The sequence below is a fragment of the Trichococcus ilyis genome (genome assembly GCF_900109135.1).
GTDB lineage: Bacteria > Bacillota > Bacilli > Lactobacillales > Aerococcaceae > Trichococcus > Trichococcus ilyis.
In genome coordinates, this window is record NZ_FNYT01000004.1 from 144,072 (window position 1) to 158,414 (window position 14,343).

Consider the following 14,343-nt stretch of genomic DNA (forward strand, 5'->3'; position numbering starts at 1 on the left):
CTGGTTGGATGAGAACAGGCATACGGAACGGTTTTGAAGATGGCCTTGGAGCGGGAGGGATGAGCTGGCACATCAGTGAGTCCTTCAAGGGAGCACCCTTTATCGTGCACGGGTGAAGCAGGCCTTCACTCATTGAGGGATCCAGCCGCGAGGGGGATCCGAACAAAGGTGGTAACACGAAGCGTCCGCATTCGTCCTTAACGTCATATTTTTTTGATGTAGGATGGATGCTTTTTTATTAGAGGAGGAAAGATACATGATCAGTCTACAGGATATTTCAGTGACTTTTAAAACTGACAAAAACAAAACCGTTCATGCCGTTCAGCACGTTTCGCTCGAAGTCGACAAAGGCGACGTCTACGGGATCGTCGGCTACAGCGGCGCCGGCAAGAGCACCTTGGTAAGGACCATCAATCTGCTGCAGCGGCCCACCGAAGGAAAAGTCATCGTGAGCGGAAAAGACATGATGGCGCTGAACGACAAGGAACTGCGCGAATCGCGCAAAAAAATCGGGATGATTTTCCAGCACTTCAACCTGATGCGCTCCCGCACCATTTACGACAACGTCGCATTTCCATTGAAGAACTCTTCCCTGAGCAAACAGGAAATCCACGACAAAGTGACGGAGCTGCTATCATTAGTGGGCTTGTCCGAAAAAGCCAAAGCCTACCCTTCCCAATTGTCGGGCGGACAAAAGCAGCGCGTGGCCATCGCCCGCGCCTTGGCGAACGACCCGGAAGTGCTGCTCTGCGATGAAGCGACCAGCGCCTTGGATCCGAAGACGACTTCTTCGATCTTGGCCTTGCTGAAAGAGCTGAACAAACGCTTGAACCTGACGATCGTCATCATCACGCATGAGATGCAGGTCGTGAAGGAAATCTGCAACAAAGTGGCAGTGATGGAAAACGGCGGCGTGATCGAATACGGTTCGATCCTTGATATCTTCACGAAACCGCAGAACCAATTGACGAAGGACTTCATCGATACGGCGACACACGTCGAACACGGCATCGAAACGGTCATCACCCATCCGACCATCCTGAATTTGGGCGAGCATGATGTGCTGACGAAGCTTTCCTTCGTCGGAGGTTCCACAGGCGAGCCGCTCATCGCCAAGCTGGCCAATTCGTTCAACGTGAACGGGAACATCCTGTTCGGGAACGTCGAAATATTGCAGGACACGCCAGTCGGCACCCTGCTCCTCGTCCTGAGCGGGACACCGGAAGCCGTCGCAAAAGCGGTCCGTTACCTGCAGGATAACGGCGTAACCGTGGAAATCATCACGGAAGAAATCATCGCCGAAAAGAAAAATAAAGGAGGAGACGAAGAATGAACACATTCATCACTACATTTCTCCCGAACGTCTCTGAAATCTGGGATGAAGTGATCCAAAGTACCTGGGAAACCTTATATATGACTCTCATTGCCGGGTTGATCGCCGGTGGGCTGGGCGTCATCCTGGGCGTCATCCTGCTCGTCACCCAAGACGGCGGCATCCTGGAGAACAAATACCTGTACAGCATCCTGGACAAACTGGTAAACATCTTCCGATCGCTGCCGTTCATCATCCTGATGGCACTGATCGTACCGTTCACGCGTTTCGTGGTCGGCACTTCGATCGGAACGACCGCATCGATCGTACCGCTTGTGGTCGCAACGGTTCCCTTCTATGCCCGTCAGATCCAAAACGCATTGGTTGAAGTCGATCCCGGCGTCATCGAGGCGGCCCAATCAATGGGTGCCAGTCCTTGGGAAATCATCTTCCGCGTCTACCTGAAGGAAGGCTTGCCCGGCATCATCCGCGTATCATCCGTAACAATCATCAACCTGATCGGCTTGACGGCGATGGCCGGAGCGATTGGCGGAGGCGGCTTGGGTAACCTGGCCATCACCCGCGGCTACAATCGATTCCAGAACGATGTGACCTTGGTCGCAACCATCATCATCCTGATCATCGTATTCATCAGCCAAGCCATCGGCAATGCCTTGGTGAAGAAAGTCAGCCATTAAAGAAAGAAAAGCGGAACGGGTTCGTTCAGCCCTGAAAGAATTTTAGGAAATCGTGCCGACTGAGCATCGAAGAGCGCAATAGGTACGATTTATCTAAATTCCGAAGGGCTAACCCGTGAAGCTAGCCAACTATGTTGGAGTTACACACCCTTATTGGAAACTAAAAAAACAAAATCGGAGGAAACAAATCATGAACAAGAAAAATGTATTATTCTCAGGTGTTGCAGCACTTACCCTATTTTTGGCAGCTTGCGGAAGCAACGGATCGGACACGGACTCGGCAGCGGACACAACCGCTTCAGACAATGAAGCAGTGAAAATCGGCGTAGTCAGCGAAGTAGAAGTCGAAGTCTGGGAAGATGTCGCAGCGCGTCTGGAAGACAAAGGTATCGATTTGGAAATCGTCCAATTTACAGACTATGTACAACCTAATGTTGCCTTGGAGAATGGCGACGTCGACCTGAACGCGTTCCAGCACGTTGCTTACCTTGAGGATTTCAATGCCAACAATAAATCGGATCTGACACCGATCGGCTTCACCTATATTTCCCCGCTTGGCTTGTATTCCGAAAAAGTGACGGACTATGCCGATATCGCCGATGGAGCTAAAATCGCCATCCCGAACGATGTGACAAACGGCGGACGCGCACTCCTGCTGCTGCAAGCAATCGGTCTGATCAAACTGGATGAAGCAAAAGGAACAACGCCGACAGTCAATGATATCACCGAAAATCCGAAAAACATCAGCTTTGAAGAATTGGATGCTTCCCAAGTTGCCCGTTCCCTTCCGGATGTGGATGCAGCGGTCATCAACACGAACTACGCTACCGATTCCGGTTTGAACCCTAAAGAAGATGCTTTATTCTTGGATACAGACAACATCGCCAGTGTTGCGGACGTCTACAAGAACATCGTAGCCGCTCGCGCTGAAGATGCTGAAAACGAAACTTACAAAAAGGTCGTTGCGGAATACCAAACAGCCGAAACAGCAGCAATCCTGGATGATGTCACAGAAGGCAACGACGTACCCGCTTGGGAACAGTAAGACCTAAGACCCATTCATTTGTTTACAAAAATCATGTTTGCAGACGTGATGTAAAAATATAATAAAACAATCGGAGGAAATACATATGAAAAAGAGTAAATTATTTGGCGGCCTAGTCCTTTCAGCTTCATTATTTTTGGCAGCATGCGGAAACAGCGGCACAACCGCTGATTCATCCGCTGCGGAGTCAAGCGCAGCAGCAGAAGCAACTACAGTCAAAATCGGGCTGGTCAGCGAATCCGCAGTCGAAATCTGGGAAGCTGTCGCAGAACGTCTGGAAGATGACAACATCGACCTTGAAATCGTCAAATTCACGGACTACAACCAGCCGAACATCGCTCTGGACAACGGCGAAATCGACTTGAACGCCTTCCAGCACGTTGCTTTCCTGGAGAACTACAACGCCAACAACGATGCCGACCTTACCCCGATCGGTTTCACTTTTGTGTCTCCACTGGGAATCTACTCTGACAAGTATGAAGATTACAGCGAAATCCAGGACGGCGACACAATCGCTATCCCGAATGACGTAACCAACGGCGGCCGCGCGTTGTTGCTGCTGCAAGCCATCGACTTGATCACTCTGGACAACGCAACCGGCACAACCCCGACAGTAGCGGACATCATCGAAAATCCTAAGAACCTGAACATCGAAGAATTGGATGCCGCTCAATTGCCGCGTTCGCTTCAGGATGCAGGCGCTGCAGTCATCAACACCAACTTCGCCGTCGATGCCGGCTTAGTGCCTACCGAAGATGCCCTTTACTTGGATACGGACAACATCCAAAAAGTCTTGGACATCTACAAAAACGTCGTGGCTGCCCGCGCTGAAGACGTCGACAACGAAGTCTACAAAAAAGTTGTAGCGGAATACCAAACGGAAGAAACAAAAGCTTTGATTGCAGAAACAACCGCAAACACGGATATCCCTGCTTGGGACTAAGCGACAACCCTTCTTCCCCAGCCCGATAACATACTAAATTTACGAGTAGCATCAAGCCGGTGCGTTTCTTTCGCACCGCTCTTGATGCTATCTTTATATACTAAGGAGCCCTTTACTAATGAAAAATAAGCCTTTTTTAGCAACCTTGACCCTTTCAGCCAGCCTTTTCCTTGCCGCTTGCGGCAGCGCAGCCTCCGATTCCGCCAGCGACTCTGCCGCTACGGGCGCCGACGAGCCGATCAAAGTCACGTTGGGTGTCGTCGGCGAAGTCAACGAGCCTTGGGACTACGTCATCGAAGAGTTGAAAGAAAAAGAGAACATCGAAGTCGAACTGGTCAAATTCACCGACTACACAACCCCCAACAATGCCTTGGCCGAAGGTGAGATCGATCTGAGCTCGTTCCAGACCGAAATCTTCATGGACAACTACAACAAAGACCACGGTACGGACTTGACGACCATCGGCTATACGGTGATGGCTCCATTAGGGCTTTATTCCGAAAAAATCACGAGCTTCAACGAATTGAAGGAAGGCGACACGATCGCCATCCCGAATGACGTCTCAAATGAAGGCCGTGCCTTGATCCTGTTGCAGACATCCGGACTGATCAAGCTTGATCCTAAGGCCGGTTTGGTTCCAACAACTGAAGATGTTATCGAAAACAGATTGAACCTGCAGTTCCGGACGCTCGAATCCAATCAGACTGCCCGCGCCTTGCAGGACGTGACTGCTTCCGTCATCAACAGCGGAATGGCAGTTGATGCAGGCTTCATCCCGAGTGAAGATGCTGTCTTCCTTGAGCCGGTTACGGAAGATTCAAACCCCTATTACAACGTCATCGCGGCGCTTGACGAAGATGCCGACAACGAGGTCTTCCAGACGATTGTGGAATATTATCAATCCGAAGGAACTGCCAAAGTCATCAAAGAATCATCAAAAGGCTCGCAATTCCCGGTTTGGGACCAGGCGGAATAATCAGAAAAGCTTAACATTTAAAGGGGCGTGGGCCATCAGCCCAGAGCCCCTTTCCCATACAGATCCAAGGAGGAACCAGCCATGACCATCATCCAAAAGCAGATCCACGAAGAAGTTACCGACATTTACGATTATATCGTCGCCTTGCGTCGCCATTTCCACCGGCATCCGGAGCCGAGCCTGAAGGAATTCGAAACGATCCAACGCATCAAGGAGGAAGTGGAAAAAATCGGCGTACCTTACATCAATGTCGGAGAGACCGGCATCTTGGCCACTTTGACCGGCGGGAAAGGCCCAGGCAAAACCATTCTGCTGCGCGCCGATATCGATGCGCTGCCGCTGCCGGATGAGACCGGCAAACCCTACGCTTCCGTCAATTCTGGCTTCAACCACGCCTGCGGCCACGACGGACATACGGCTTCCCTGCTGGGTGCGCTGAAAATCCTGAAGGAGCGTCAGAATACGTTTGCGGGGACGATCCAGTTCGCCTTCCAGCCGGCAGAGGAAATCGGCGGTGGGGCGCGCCAATTCGTGCGCGGCGGCCATATCGACGGCATCGACCATGTCTTCGGCATCCATCTTCAATCCGGCACGAAACTGGGCAAAATCGTTGCGACACCAGGGCCTTCCAATGCGTCCTGCGACATCTTCAAGATCAAAGTTTTCGGCAAGAGCGGGCATGTCTCGCGGCCGGATCTGGGCCGCGATGCCTTGGTCAGTGCCGCTGCCATCGTTACGGAACTGCAGACGATTGTCGCACGGGAAGTCCGCCCCACCGATGAAGTCGTGGTCGGCATCGGCGTGTTGCGTGCCGGCACGAACTACAACATCATCGCCAACGAAGCTGAAATCGAAGGCACCGTCAGAACCTTCAGTCATGAAGTCCGCGCGCAAGTGCTGGAAGCGGTGGAAAGGATCGCGAAAAGCGTTGCCGATGCGCATCGCACAACCATCGAATTCTCCAACTACGATGCCGCAGCGCCGCTGATCAATGATCTGCAGGCGGCTGAGCATGCCATCCGGGTCGCCTCGGATATCGTCGGCATCGAAAACGTCATCACCGACAGCCCGAAAAGCATGGGTGCCGATGACTTCGCCGATTACCTTGCGGTCGCACCCGGCGTCTACTGCTTCGTCGGCACCCAGAGCGGCGAAGAGACGGCTTACGGCCATCACCACGAAAAATTCGACATCGATGAAAAAGGCTTAGCCATCGCGACGGAACTCCATGTTTCCTATGCGCTGGCCTATCTGAGCAGCCCTTTTTGATCCCCAAAAAAACGCGTCGCCCAGATGGATTATTCCATCTGGGCAACGCGTTTTGAATTTTTACAGACAATCACCTGTTTAGCCGAAATCGATGCTGCCTTCCGCATTGTAGAATTCGCGCCAATCGACGAAACCGGCGTCCAGTCCGCGGAGCAACACTTCAGCCGTACCGATGTTGGTGGCCAACGGAATTTCATAGACATCGCTCAGACGGATCAAAGCGGTCACATCCGGTTCATGCGGCATGGCGGCCAACGGATCCCGTAGGAAGATGACCACATCCATTTCATTTTCCGAAATCATCGCCCCGATCTGCTGATCGCCGCCAAGCGGCCCAGATTTAAAACGGTGGACTTCCAGCCCGGTCGCTTCCATGATGCGGGTTCCGGTTGTTCCGGTCGCAAATAATTCATGCTCTTCCAAAATCGCTTTATAGGCGGTGCATAATTGGATCATCAAATCTTTTTTTCGGTCGTGTGCGATTAATGCTACTTTCATTCGTTTTCCTCCCTGCAATTTTTATAAGTATAGTATATCATTTTAGCGGTTTTATGGTGGAAACGGTCACAATATTTTTCTTATACTTACCGAAAAAAACAAAAAATATACGGATTTCTTCATATTCTCTTCACAATTAAGGACTATTATACAGATAGGCCAATCACAACAATCTTTTTACTCTTCTTTACTCCTCCAAAGTAAAGAACAACTCCTTTATTCCACCGTTCTTATGAGCGGTGGTTTTTTGTGGTTGTTCGAATTTATGCCGGTTGTCCGATTTCCCGGAAGTATCGGACAACCACGTGAAAAGGCTGCCCCGAAAATTCGGAACAGCCTTTTCCAAATATGTAATTTTAAGCCAAATCTTCCCCATTGGAAGCGACGACTTTCTTGTACCAGTCGAAGGAATCTTTTTTGCTTCTTTCCAGAGTCCCGTTGCCTTCGTTGTCGCGGTCGACGTAGATGAAACCGTAGCGTTTCTTCATTTCGCCGGTCGTGAAGGAGACGCAGTCGATGCAGCCCCATGGCGTGTAGCCCATCAGATCGACACCGTCCTCTTCGACGGCCTTTTTCATTTCTTCGATATGCGAACGCAGATAGTCGATGCGGTAAGGATCGTGGCAGCTGCCGTCCGCTTCCTTGACGTCGATCGCACCGAAGCCGTTTTCGACGATGAACAACGGTTTTTCGTAGCGCTCATAGAACTGGTTCAGGGTGTAGCGCAAGCCTTCCGGATCGATCGCCCAGCCCCAGTCGGATTCTTCAATGAACGGGTTCTTCACGGAATGCGCGCTGGATCCGTCCAGAGATTTCGACACGTCTTTGTTTACGGTCGAATCGACAGTGTTGCTCATGTAGTAGGAGAAGCCGATGTAGTCGACTGTGCCTTCCGCCAAGGCTTTTTTGTCTTCTTCAGTGATGTCGAGGTTGAAGCCTTTGCGTTCGAACATCTTCAAGGCGTAAGCCGGGTAGTGGCCGCGGCATTGGACATCGCAGAAGAACCAGCGGTCGTGCATCATCTGGTTCGCCAGCACCATGTCAGCCGGGCGGCAGGAAAACGGATAGATCGGCACCATCGCGATCATGTTCCCGATCTGGAAATCCGGGTTGATTTCTTTGCCGATTTTCACAGCCAATGCGCTGGCAAGCAACTCATAGTGGCCGCATTGGTACATCGCTTCTTCCGGATTCGGATAGTCGCCGAAATGCGCGCCGGAGTTGGTCCAGCCGAAGATGTCGTTTTTGTAGTTCATTTGGTTGTTGATTTCATTGAAAGTCATCCAATATTTCACTTTGTCTTTGTAGCGTTTGAAGCAGACTTCGGCAAATTTGACGAAGAAATCCACGGTTTTGCGGTTCATGAAGCCGCCGTATTCTTTGGCCAAGTGGTAAGGCATCTCGAAGTGGGACAGCGTGATGACCGGTTCGATGCCGTATTTCAACAATTCGTCAAAGACATCATCATAGAACTGCAGGCCTTCCTCGTTCGGCTCGGCTTCGTCGCCGTTCGGGAAAATGCGCGACCAGGCGATCGACGTACGGAAACACTTGAAGCCCATTTCCGCGAACAAAGCGATGTCCTCTTTATAGCGGCCGTAAAAATCGATGCCGACGTGGTTCGGGTAGTAGTTGCCTTCAACCACACCATCCGTGATGACGCGGGGAACGCCGTGTGCTCCGGCCGTCATGACGTCCGCCACGCTCAAGCCTTTCGAGGTGTTCAGAACCCCTCCTTCAAACTGATGGGCAGCCAAGGCGCCGCCCCACAAGAAATCTTTATCCAATGCCATATCTATCTCTCCTCTTATTTGTATTTGATTTTATAAGCCAAGATGATGGAAGCCAACACTAAGGTGATGCCGTTCGCCGCGATGACGGCATAATCCTGGATGTTCCAGCCGTGGATCAGCCAGAGAAACACGCCCACCACGAACATGGCGTACATGCCCAATGAAATACCCGAAGTGTCCTTTGTCTTGATGATCTGCCAAGCTTGCGGAACGAAAGACAGCGTTGTCAAAATAGCTGCGATGAAGCCTATCATTATTTTCTCCCCCTACCGGTTTGGATGCGCGACTCGAATGGCCAATAAGACGGCTGCATTCATTTACCATTCGATTATAATGGATAGCGGACCAAAGGCAATAACTTCCGGTCACTCCGTAACAACGTTTACAAATTTCCCGTTTTTTTGTTCCGGATTTTTAAATAAGATTCTCAAATCTGGTATGATGTTCTTGAGGTTCAGAAAATACGCGAGGGGGATTGGGATGCTCATCAGAGAACGGCTCGAAAATTTTGAATTTTCGAACAGCGAAAAAATGATAACGACCTATATCTTGGAGAAAAAATTGGCCATCCGGGAGATGACCACCAAAGAGATTGCCGAAGCGACCTTCACTTCACCGTCCACGTTGGTGCGGATCGCCCATAAGATGAATTTCAGCGGCTGGAGCCAATTGAAGGAAGCCTACCTGAACGAGGAAGAATATCTGCAGAAACATTTCAGTGAAATAAACGCCAATTTGCCTTTTCAAGGTAATGATACCATCCTGTCGATCGCAAGTAAAATCGCTGCCCTGGAAAAGGAAGCCATCGACGACACTTTGTCTCTGATCACCCACGACGACCTGCAGCAGGCCATCCAGATCATCCGCAAGTCTTCCTACATCAGCCTTTTTGCCGTCAGCAACAACCTGCTGATCACGCAGGAATTCCAGCATAATATGTCACGGATCCAAAAGCGGGTCGATATCTGCTCGTTGCAGGGCGAAACGATCTTCAAAGCGCACTTGGCGGATTCGTCCTCCTGCGCGATCATTGTTTCCTATTCCGGAGAAACCACGATATTGAATGAAACAATCCACTATTTGAAGGCGAACGGCATCCCCATCATCGCCATCACCAATATCGGCGACAACACGACGGCGCGGCTGGCGGATTGCGTCCTCAGGATCAGCACGCGGGAGAAACTTTATTCAAAAATCGCTACCTTCTCCACCGACAGCGCCATCGTCTACCTGCTGGACGTGCTGTATTCCTGCATCTTCGCTTTGGATTACGACAGGAACCTGCAGCTGCGGATCAACACATCCAAAATGATCGAGGCCGGCAGATTCTCCACGCTGGACATCATCAAGGAAGAGGAGCAGGCTCCGGAAAAATGAACGCTCGGCCGTGTTCTTGAAAACAGCAAAAATAAATTGGCTTTTCTTCATGATAATTTCACACTTGCGGCCTATTATAAGGACAAGCCAATCAAACAACCTTTTTACCCTGTTCTCTTCTTTATTCCTCCCATGTAAAGAACATGCAAAAAGCCATCGCCCGCAACCCGACGATGGCTTTTTGCGTCTCTTGTCAGCCCAACTGCTTCGTCATGATGAAGTCCGTCTGTTCGTCGTCGCCCATGAAAAAGGAATGCGCGCCGGTGCGGACGAAGCCCATTTTTGCGTAAAACGCGAGGGCATTCAGATTGTGCTCCCAGACGCCCAGCCAGATCGTAGTCTTGCCTTGCGCGCGGGCGATTTCAATCGCTTTGTCGATCAGATATTTCCCGTGTCCCCTGCGCTTGAATGCCGGCCGGATATAGATCCGCTCCACTTCCAAAGAATCGGGGCCCATGTCTTCCGTCAGGGCCGCATCGACGTTGACTTTCAGGTAACCCGCCAACTCTTGCCCATCGTACAGAAACCAGAAAGTTGACCCCACCGTGGCGAGCTCCGCCTTCAGCTTTTCCGGATCGTAGGCCTTTTCCAGATAGTCCTGCAGGTCCTCCGGCGTGTTGTGGGCCGCGAACGTGTCCGTGAACGTTTCGATGCCGATTGCCTGCAGCTCCTTCAAATTTTCGCTGCCGCATTTTTTCAGTGTGATTGCCATATGGGGTATCTCCTTTTCCATGTTTCAATAGTCTCTTTTGTAGCCTTTTTTCACGTATTCCCAATCTGTTTCGACGTTGTTCCGGACCCTTTGGAGCAGTCCGCTGAGAAGCGCCGTTTCCGCTTCCGATAACCCCTGCAACGCCACCCGTTCCGAGTGGTCATTTTCCTTGCTGATGTTCGGTGCGATCGCTTTGCCTTTTTCTGTCGGGAAAATCATTTTGATCTTTTTGTTTGTGGAGTCGGCTCTCTTTTCGATGAAGCCGTTCGCCTCTAGCTTCTTGATGGCGCGCGAGGCCGTCGTGCGGTCGACTTTGATCATTTCCGCCAGCTTCTCCTGGATGATGCCCGGATTTTCGCAGATCCGGACGAGGTACAGATACTGCCCCCTCGTCAGATCGTATTCCTTGAATTCGATGTTCGCGATCGAATCCAGCGCCCTGGCGATCATCCCGATTTCCCGCAATACTTCCGCCATTCCTGCTCACCTGCCTTTTTCCGGAAATTTAGATACAGCATACCCCATTTTTATTGCATTTGCAACAAAAAAAAGAAGTGCGGATGATTTATACCCAAAAACAAAAACGAGGAAAAATGCTGCCGAACTCCGGTGAGGCAAGGGTTCCCCGGAGTTGAAGGGTTCATCACCAGGCCTAGCTCCGGTTTGCCGGTCCTCGCCGGAGCTGCGGTCCCGGATCGCATCCGCTCCTCCGGTGACCCGGCCTTTCACCGGAACTGAGGCTCTCCCCACCCGCTCTCCACCTCAAAAAAGCTGCCTCGCCAGAGACAGCCGTTTCCTTAATTTTCTCCTTTCAGCAGCGCCTCGTAATGGTCCGCTTTCCCCCTCAGCTGCGCCAAGGTCGCCTGCAATGCTTGGATCTTCTCTTCGAGCAGGTCGCACTCGTCGACCCACAGATCCCTTCTGGCCGGAACGGTATGGGACCCCGCTCCGCACAACTGCACGTAGTCGATCAGCGGTTCGAGCGACAAGCCGGCCGAACGCACGGCGATCACAAGATCCAGCCACCGCAGATCCTGCTCCGAATAATCCCGTGTGCTGCCTGCAATCCGTTTCACTGGCGGCAGCAGCCCGATCCGTTCGTAGTACCGCAGACTATCGATCGACACTTTTTTCTCTTTGCTGACTTGAGCGATTTTCATGTATATCCCCTGCGCTTTCAGCTTTCTTCCGGTGCGACTTCATTCAGGCAATGCAAGGCCGTCAACGTCCGCGGATAGCCGATGAACGGCAACAGCACGGTGAGCGTATCCAACAGCTTTTGCTTGTCGTTGCCGACACGGATGTTGTTGCGGATATGCCCCTTCATTTGCGTTTCAGCCCCGCCCATCGAAGCAAGCATGACGAAAATCAGCTGCTCCCGTTCTTGGATGGACAGCCCGCTGCGGGTAAAATGATCGCCGAAGCAGTTATCCGCCAGAAAAGTGGCGAAATGTTTCTGGTTATCCGGCATTGTTTTCAACAGGTTATCCACAGCCTCACCCGCGGCTTCGCGGACGATTTCCAGCCCCTTCCCGTACCGCGTTTCAGCCGTCGTCGTGGCTTGCCCTTCCAACGGCAGCGCAATACCGTTTTCCTCCAGCACAGCGTTCGTCGCATGCAGGAAATCGAACACTTTGCCCAGGCCGGCGTACGGGACCGCCTGATAGACGATTTCCTTCAGCTCGATCGGCGTGACGCCCACATTCAGGGCCCCCTTTGCCATCGCCTTGAATTCGTTCACGCACTGCATGGCGATCAACGCCGCCAAGAGCACTCTTTGCCGCTCCTTCACATCCAGGCTGGTGTGCTGCAGCACCTCATCGAACGCAAAATTGTCGAACACTTCGATCAGTTCCGGATCCTTCTCGGCCAATACCGACACATGTCCCGGAAACAGTTCGTCGTGGTTCTTTTGCGCAGTTTCACTGATCTTCATTTTCCATTCCTCCAGCTTTCGTTTTGTTGCTTTCAGTGTAAATCCTGAAGTGGACTCCAAGTCAACCGCAACCGTGGCTAAGGAAAAATATTTTTTGGGGATGACAAAAAGATTTGACTTGGAGTTTACTCCAAGCTGTACACTAGCGGTATAATCAAAACAAAAACATTGGAGGCGCTGACATGGAATACGTAAAATTGGGGAACACCGGTATGGATGTCTCAAAACTTTGCCTGGGGTGCATGGGCTTCGGGGAGCCGGAACGCGGCCGTGAGAAATGGTCGATCGGCGAAACGGAGAGCCGGGAAATCATCAAAAAAGCCCTGGACTCAGGGATCAATTTCTTCGACACCGCGAATCTGTACTCATCCGGTTCCAGCGAAGAGATCGTCGGGAAGGCTTTGAAGGATTTCGCCAACCGCGACGAAATCGTGCTGGCTTCCAAATTGTACTTCCCGATGTTCGAGGGACCGAATGCGAAAGGCCTGTCCCGCAAGAGCATCTTTGCCGAAATCGAGCATTCGCTGAAGCGGCTGCAGACGGATTATCTGGATCTCTACATCATCCACCGCTGGGATTACGGCACGCCGATCGAAGAGACGATGGCAGCTTTGCATGATCTGGTGAAAATGGGGAAAGTCCGCTACATCGGCGCCTCTTCCATGCACGCCTGGCAATTCGCGAAAGCCCAATTCGTCGCCGAGAAAAACGGCTGGAAGAAATTCGTCTCCATGCAGAATCTCTATAACCTGCTCTACCGCGAAGAAGAACGCGAAATGATCCCCTTGCTGCAGGACCAAAAAGTTGCGATGACGCCTTGGAGCCCGCTGGCTGGCGGAAGATTGACGCGGGATATCGGCGCCGTCACGGCCCGTGCCAGCCAAGCCGCACAAATCGAACTGCCCGCTTATCTAGTAGCTTCCGACAATGAAGTCATTTCAAGGGTCCACAAGTTGGCCGACGAGCGCGGCATCACCCGCGGACAGGTCGCCACGGCCTGGATGCTGAGCAAAGACTTCGTCACCGCCCCGCTGATCGGCGCGACAAAAGTGAAATACCTGGACGATGCCCTGGGTGCCTTCGGGGTCGCCTTGAGCGCTGAGGAGATCAAGTATCTGGAAGAAGCTTATGTTCCAAGGAATATCACGGGGTACAGATAGGGACTATCAATGCGCCTGGGGACGATGGGTTCGGGAGTCCCAGCTCCAGTGAAGGGCCGGCTTGCCGGAGCTGAGCGAGCTATTCGCCCAACAACTCCGATGAAGCCCCTCTCGCCGGAACTGGACAAAGAAACCGGCGCCCAATCTCCGGCGAACACTCGCCTCACCGGAGTTCGGCGTCCCGCAGCCACTGCTCCAATATCAGCGGCATGCAAAAAAACAAGCCCCGAGAGATGGAAACCATCTTTCTGGGCTTGTTTGTGTGTGATACCGGCGGCCGGGGTCGAACCGGCACGCCCTCGCGGGCACTGGATTTTGAGTCCAGCGCGTCTGCCAATTCCGCCACGCCGGCATGATTATGAATGTTGCAAGTTTCCATCTTGATGTTTCCATGGAAAGGCGGTAACCGGATTTGAACCGGTGATAGAGGTTTTGCAGACCTGTGCCTTACCACTTGGCTATACCGCCGAGATGTTGCTATTTGAAAAAACTGGGCTAGCTGGATTCGAACCAACGAATGACAGAGTCAAAGTCTGTTGCCTTACCGCTTGGCGATAGCCCAATAAAGAGGGCGACTGATGGGAATTGAACCCACGAATGCCGGATCCACAAACCGGTGCGTTA

15 protein-coding genes and 3 tRNA genes are annotated in these 14,343 nt (G+C 51.9%); 8 read left to right on the plus strand and 10 right to left on the minus strand.

Annotated elements, in window-relative coordinates:
- Positions 1 to 256 precede the first annotated feature (256 nt).
- The 6 genes from BMX58_RS03505 to BMX58_RS03530 all read left to right on the plus strand — a co-directional run bounded on the left by BMX58_RS03505 (position 257) and on the right by BMX58_RS03530 (position 6,243).
- Entirely contained in the window at positions 257 to 1,333 is a 1,077-nt protein-coding gene (locus BMX58_RS03505; RefSeq protein WP_068621678.1) for a methionine ABC transporter ATP-binding protein, read from the plus strand.
- Complete coding sequence (locus BMX58_RS03510; RefSeq protein WP_068621675.1) at positions 1,330 to 2,010, plus strand: methionine ABC transporter permease; 681 nt, start codon at positions 1,330 to 1,332, stop codon at positions 2,008 to 2,010. Before BMX58_RS03505 ends, BMX58_RS03510 begins: the two co-directional genes overlap by 4 nt.
- Before the next feature lie 190 nt (positions 2,011 to 2,200).
- Positions 2,201 to 3,055, plus strand: a complete 855-nt coding sequence (locus tag BMX58_RS03515) for a MetQ/NlpA family ABC transporter substrate-binding protein (RefSeq protein ID WP_068621673.1) — start codon at positions 2,201 to 2,203, stop codon at positions 3,053 to 3,055.
- Positions 3,056 to 3,140: 85 nt separating this feature from the next.
- A complete protein-coding gene (locus tag BMX58_RS03520; RefSeq protein WP_068621671.1) occupies positions 3,141 to 3,998 on the plus strand; it encodes a MetQ/NlpA family ABC transporter substrate-binding protein in 858 nt (285 codons plus the stop codon).
- Positions 3,999 to 4,116: 118 nt separating this feature from the next.
- Entirely contained in the window at positions 4,117 to 4,974 is an 858-nt protein-coding gene (locus BMX58_RS03525; RefSeq protein ID WP_068621670.1) for a MetQ/NlpA family ABC transporter substrate-binding protein, read from the plus strand.
- An 81-nt stretch (positions 4,975 to 5,055) separates the two neighbouring features.
- Positions 5,056 to 6,243: an amidohydrolase gene (locus BMX58_RS03530; RefSeq protein WP_068621668.1), complete on the plus strand. Its 1,188-nt coding sequence runs from the start codon at positions 5,056 to 5,058 to the stop codon at positions 6,241 to 6,243.
- Between the two features lie 78 nt (positions 6,244 to 6,321).
- Here the strand turns inward: BMX58_RS03530 and BMX58_RS03535 are convergent, their stop codons facing one another.
- The 3 genes from BMX58_RS03535 to BMX58_RS03550 all read right to left on the minus strand — a co-directional run bounded on the left by BMX58_RS03535 (position 6,322) and on the right by BMX58_RS03550 (position 8,788).
- On the minus strand, positions 6,322 to 6,741 hold the full coding sequence (locus BMX58_RS03535; RefSeq protein WP_068621666.1) for a methylglyoxal synthase: 420 nt from the start codon (positions 6,739 to 6,741) through the stop codon (positions 6,322 to 6,324).
- A 356-nt stretch (positions 6,742 to 7,097) separates the two neighbouring features.
- Positions 7,098 to 8,534, minus strand: a complete 1,437-nt coding sequence (locus BMX58_RS03545; RefSeq protein ID WP_068621662.1) for a 6-phospho-beta-glucosidase — start codon at positions 8,532 to 8,534, stop codon at positions 7,098 to 7,100.
- A gap of 14 nt (positions 8,535 to 8,548) precedes the next feature.
- Positions 8,549 to 8,788 carry a SemiSWEET transporter gene (locus BMX58_RS03550; RefSeq protein ID WP_068621660.1) on the minus strand — a complete coding sequence of 80 codons (240 nt, stop codon included), beginning with the start codon at positions 8,786 to 8,788 and terminating at the stop codon, positions 8,549 to 8,551.
- Between the two features lie 226 nt (positions 8,789 to 9,014).
- Here BMX58_RS03550 and BMX58_RS03555 point away from each other — a divergent pair, with 226 nt between their 5' ends.
- Entirely contained in the window at positions 9,015 to 9,911 is an 897-nt protein-coding gene (locus BMX58_RS03555) for a MurR/RpiR family transcriptional regulator (protein ID WP_068621658.1), read from the plus strand.
- A 193-nt stretch (positions 9,912 to 10,104) separates the two neighbouring features.
- On the opposite strand, the gene paiA is transcribed toward BMX58_RS03555, so the two are convergent.
- From paiA to BMX58_RS03580, 4 genes are all read right to left on the minus strand, one after another.
- Positions 10,105 to 10,623 carry a spermidine/spermine N(1)-acetyltransferase gene (gene paiA / locus BMX58_RS03560; RefSeq protein ID WP_068621656.1) on the minus strand — a complete coding sequence of 173 codons (519 nt, stop codon included), beginning with the start codon at positions 10,621 to 10,623 and terminating at the stop codon, positions 10,105 to 10,107.
- Positions 10,624 to 10,647: 24 nt separating this feature from the next.
- Positions 10,648 to 11,100, minus strand: coding sequence for a MarR family winged helix-turn-helix transcriptional regulator (locus tag BMX58_RS03565; protein WP_068621654.1), 453 nt, complete (start codon positions 11,098 to 11,100; stop codon positions 10,648 to 10,650).
- 320 nt (positions 11,101 to 11,420) lie between these two features.
- Positions 11,421 to 11,783 carry a MerR family transcriptional regulator gene (locus BMX58_RS03575; RefSeq protein ID WP_068621649.1) on the minus strand — a complete coding sequence of 121 codons (363 nt, stop codon included), beginning with the start codon at positions 11,781 to 11,783 and terminating at the stop codon, positions 11,421 to 11,423.
- A 17-nt stretch (positions 11,784 to 11,800) separates the two neighbouring features.
- A complete protein-coding gene (locus BMX58_RS03580; protein WP_068621647.1) occupies positions 11,801 to 12,559 on the minus strand; it encodes a carboxymuconolactone decarboxylase family protein in 759 nt (252 codons plus the stop codon).
- Positions 12,560 to 12,741: 182 nt separating this feature from the next.
- Here BMX58_RS03580 and BMX58_RS03585 point away from each other — a divergent pair, with 182 nt between their 5' ends.
- A complete protein-coding gene (locus BMX58_RS03585; protein WP_068621645.1) occupies positions 12,742 to 13,719 on the plus strand; it encodes an aldo/keto reductase in 978 nt (325 codons plus the stop codon).
- A gap of 268 nt (positions 13,720 to 13,987) precedes the next feature.
- On the opposite strand, the gene BMX58_RS03590 is transcribed toward BMX58_RS03585, so the two are convergent.
- The 3 genes from BMX58_RS03590 to BMX58_RS03600 all read right to left on the minus strand — a co-directional run bounded on the left by BMX58_RS03590 (position 13,988) and on the right by BMX58_RS03600 (position 14,281).
- Positions 13,988 to 14,071 (minus strand) — tRNA-Leu (locus tag BMX58_RS03590).
- A 45-nt stretch (positions 14,072 to 14,116) separates the two neighbouring features.
- Positions 14,117 to 14,187: transfer RNA gene (locus BMX58_RS03595), tRNA-Cys, on the minus strand.
- 22 nt (positions 14,188 to 14,209) lie between these two features.
- Positions 14,210 to 14,281, minus strand: a tRNA-Gln gene (locus BMX58_RS03600).
- Positions 14,282 to 14,343 lie beyond the last annotated feature (62 nt).

Excerpts from the sequence above, each read along its gene's own strand:
- BMX58_RS03535 (WP_068621666.1), bottom strand. The coding sequence starts at position 6,741 with ATGAAAGTAGCATTAATCGCACACGACCGAAAAAAAGATTTGATGATC.
- BMX58_RS03580 (WP_068621647.1), bottom strand. The coding sequence starts at position 12,559 with ATGAAGATCAGTGAAACTGCGCAAAAGAACCACGACGAACTGTTTCCG.
- BMX58_RS03525 (WP_068621670.1), top strand. The coding sequence starts at position 4,117 with ATGAAAAATAAGCCTTTTTTAGCAACCTTGACCCTTTCAGCCAGCCTT.
- BMX58_RS03555 (WP_068621658.1), top strand. The coding sequence starts at position 9,015 with ATGCTCATCAGAGAACGGCTCGAAAATTTTGAATTTTCGAACAGCGAA.
- BMX58_RS03530 (WP_068621668.1), top strand. The coding sequence starts at position 5,056 with ATGACCATCATCCAAAAGCAGATCCACGAAGAAGTTACCGACATTTAC.
- BMX58_RS03550 (WP_068621660.1), bottom strand. The coding sequence starts at position 8,788 with ATGATAGGCTTCATCGCAGCTATTTTGACAACGCTGTCTTTCGTTCCG.
- BMX58_RS03520 (WP_068621671.1), top strand. The coding sequence starts at position 3,141 with ATGAAAAAGAGTAAATTATTTGGCGGCCTAGTCCTTTCAGCTTCATTA.
- BMX58_RS03505 (WP_068621678.1), top strand. The coding sequence starts at position 257 with ATGATCAGTCTACAGGATATTTCAGTGACTTTTAAAACTGACAAAAAC.
- paiA (WP_068621656.1), bottom strand. The coding sequence starts at position 10,623 with ATGGCAATCACACTGAAAAAATGCGGCAGCGAAAATTTGAAGGAGCTG.
- BMX58_RS03585 (WP_068621645.1), top strand. The coding sequence starts at position 12,742 with ATGGAATACGTAAAATTGGGGAACACCGGTATGGATGTCTCAAAACTT.
- BMX58_RS03545 (WP_068621662.1), bottom strand. The coding sequence starts at position 8,534 with ATGGCATTGGATAAAGATTTCTTGTGGGGCGGCGCCTTGGCTGCCCAT.
- BMX58_RS03510 (WP_068621675.1), top strand. The coding sequence starts at position 1,330 with ATGAACACATTCATCACTACATTTCTCCCGAACGTCTCTGAAATCTGG.
- BMX58_RS03575 (WP_068621649.1), bottom strand. The coding sequence starts at position 11,783 with ATGAAAATCGCTCAAGTCAGCAAAGAGAAAAAAGTGTCGATCGATAGT.
- BMX58_RS03515 (WP_068621673.1), top strand. The coding sequence starts at position 2,201 with ATGAACAAGAAAAATGTATTATTCTCAGGTGTTGCAGCACTTACCCTA.
- BMX58_RS03565 (WP_068621654.1), bottom strand. The coding sequence starts at position 11,100 with ATGGCGGAAGTATTGCGGGAAATCGGGATGATCGCCAGGGCGCTGGAT.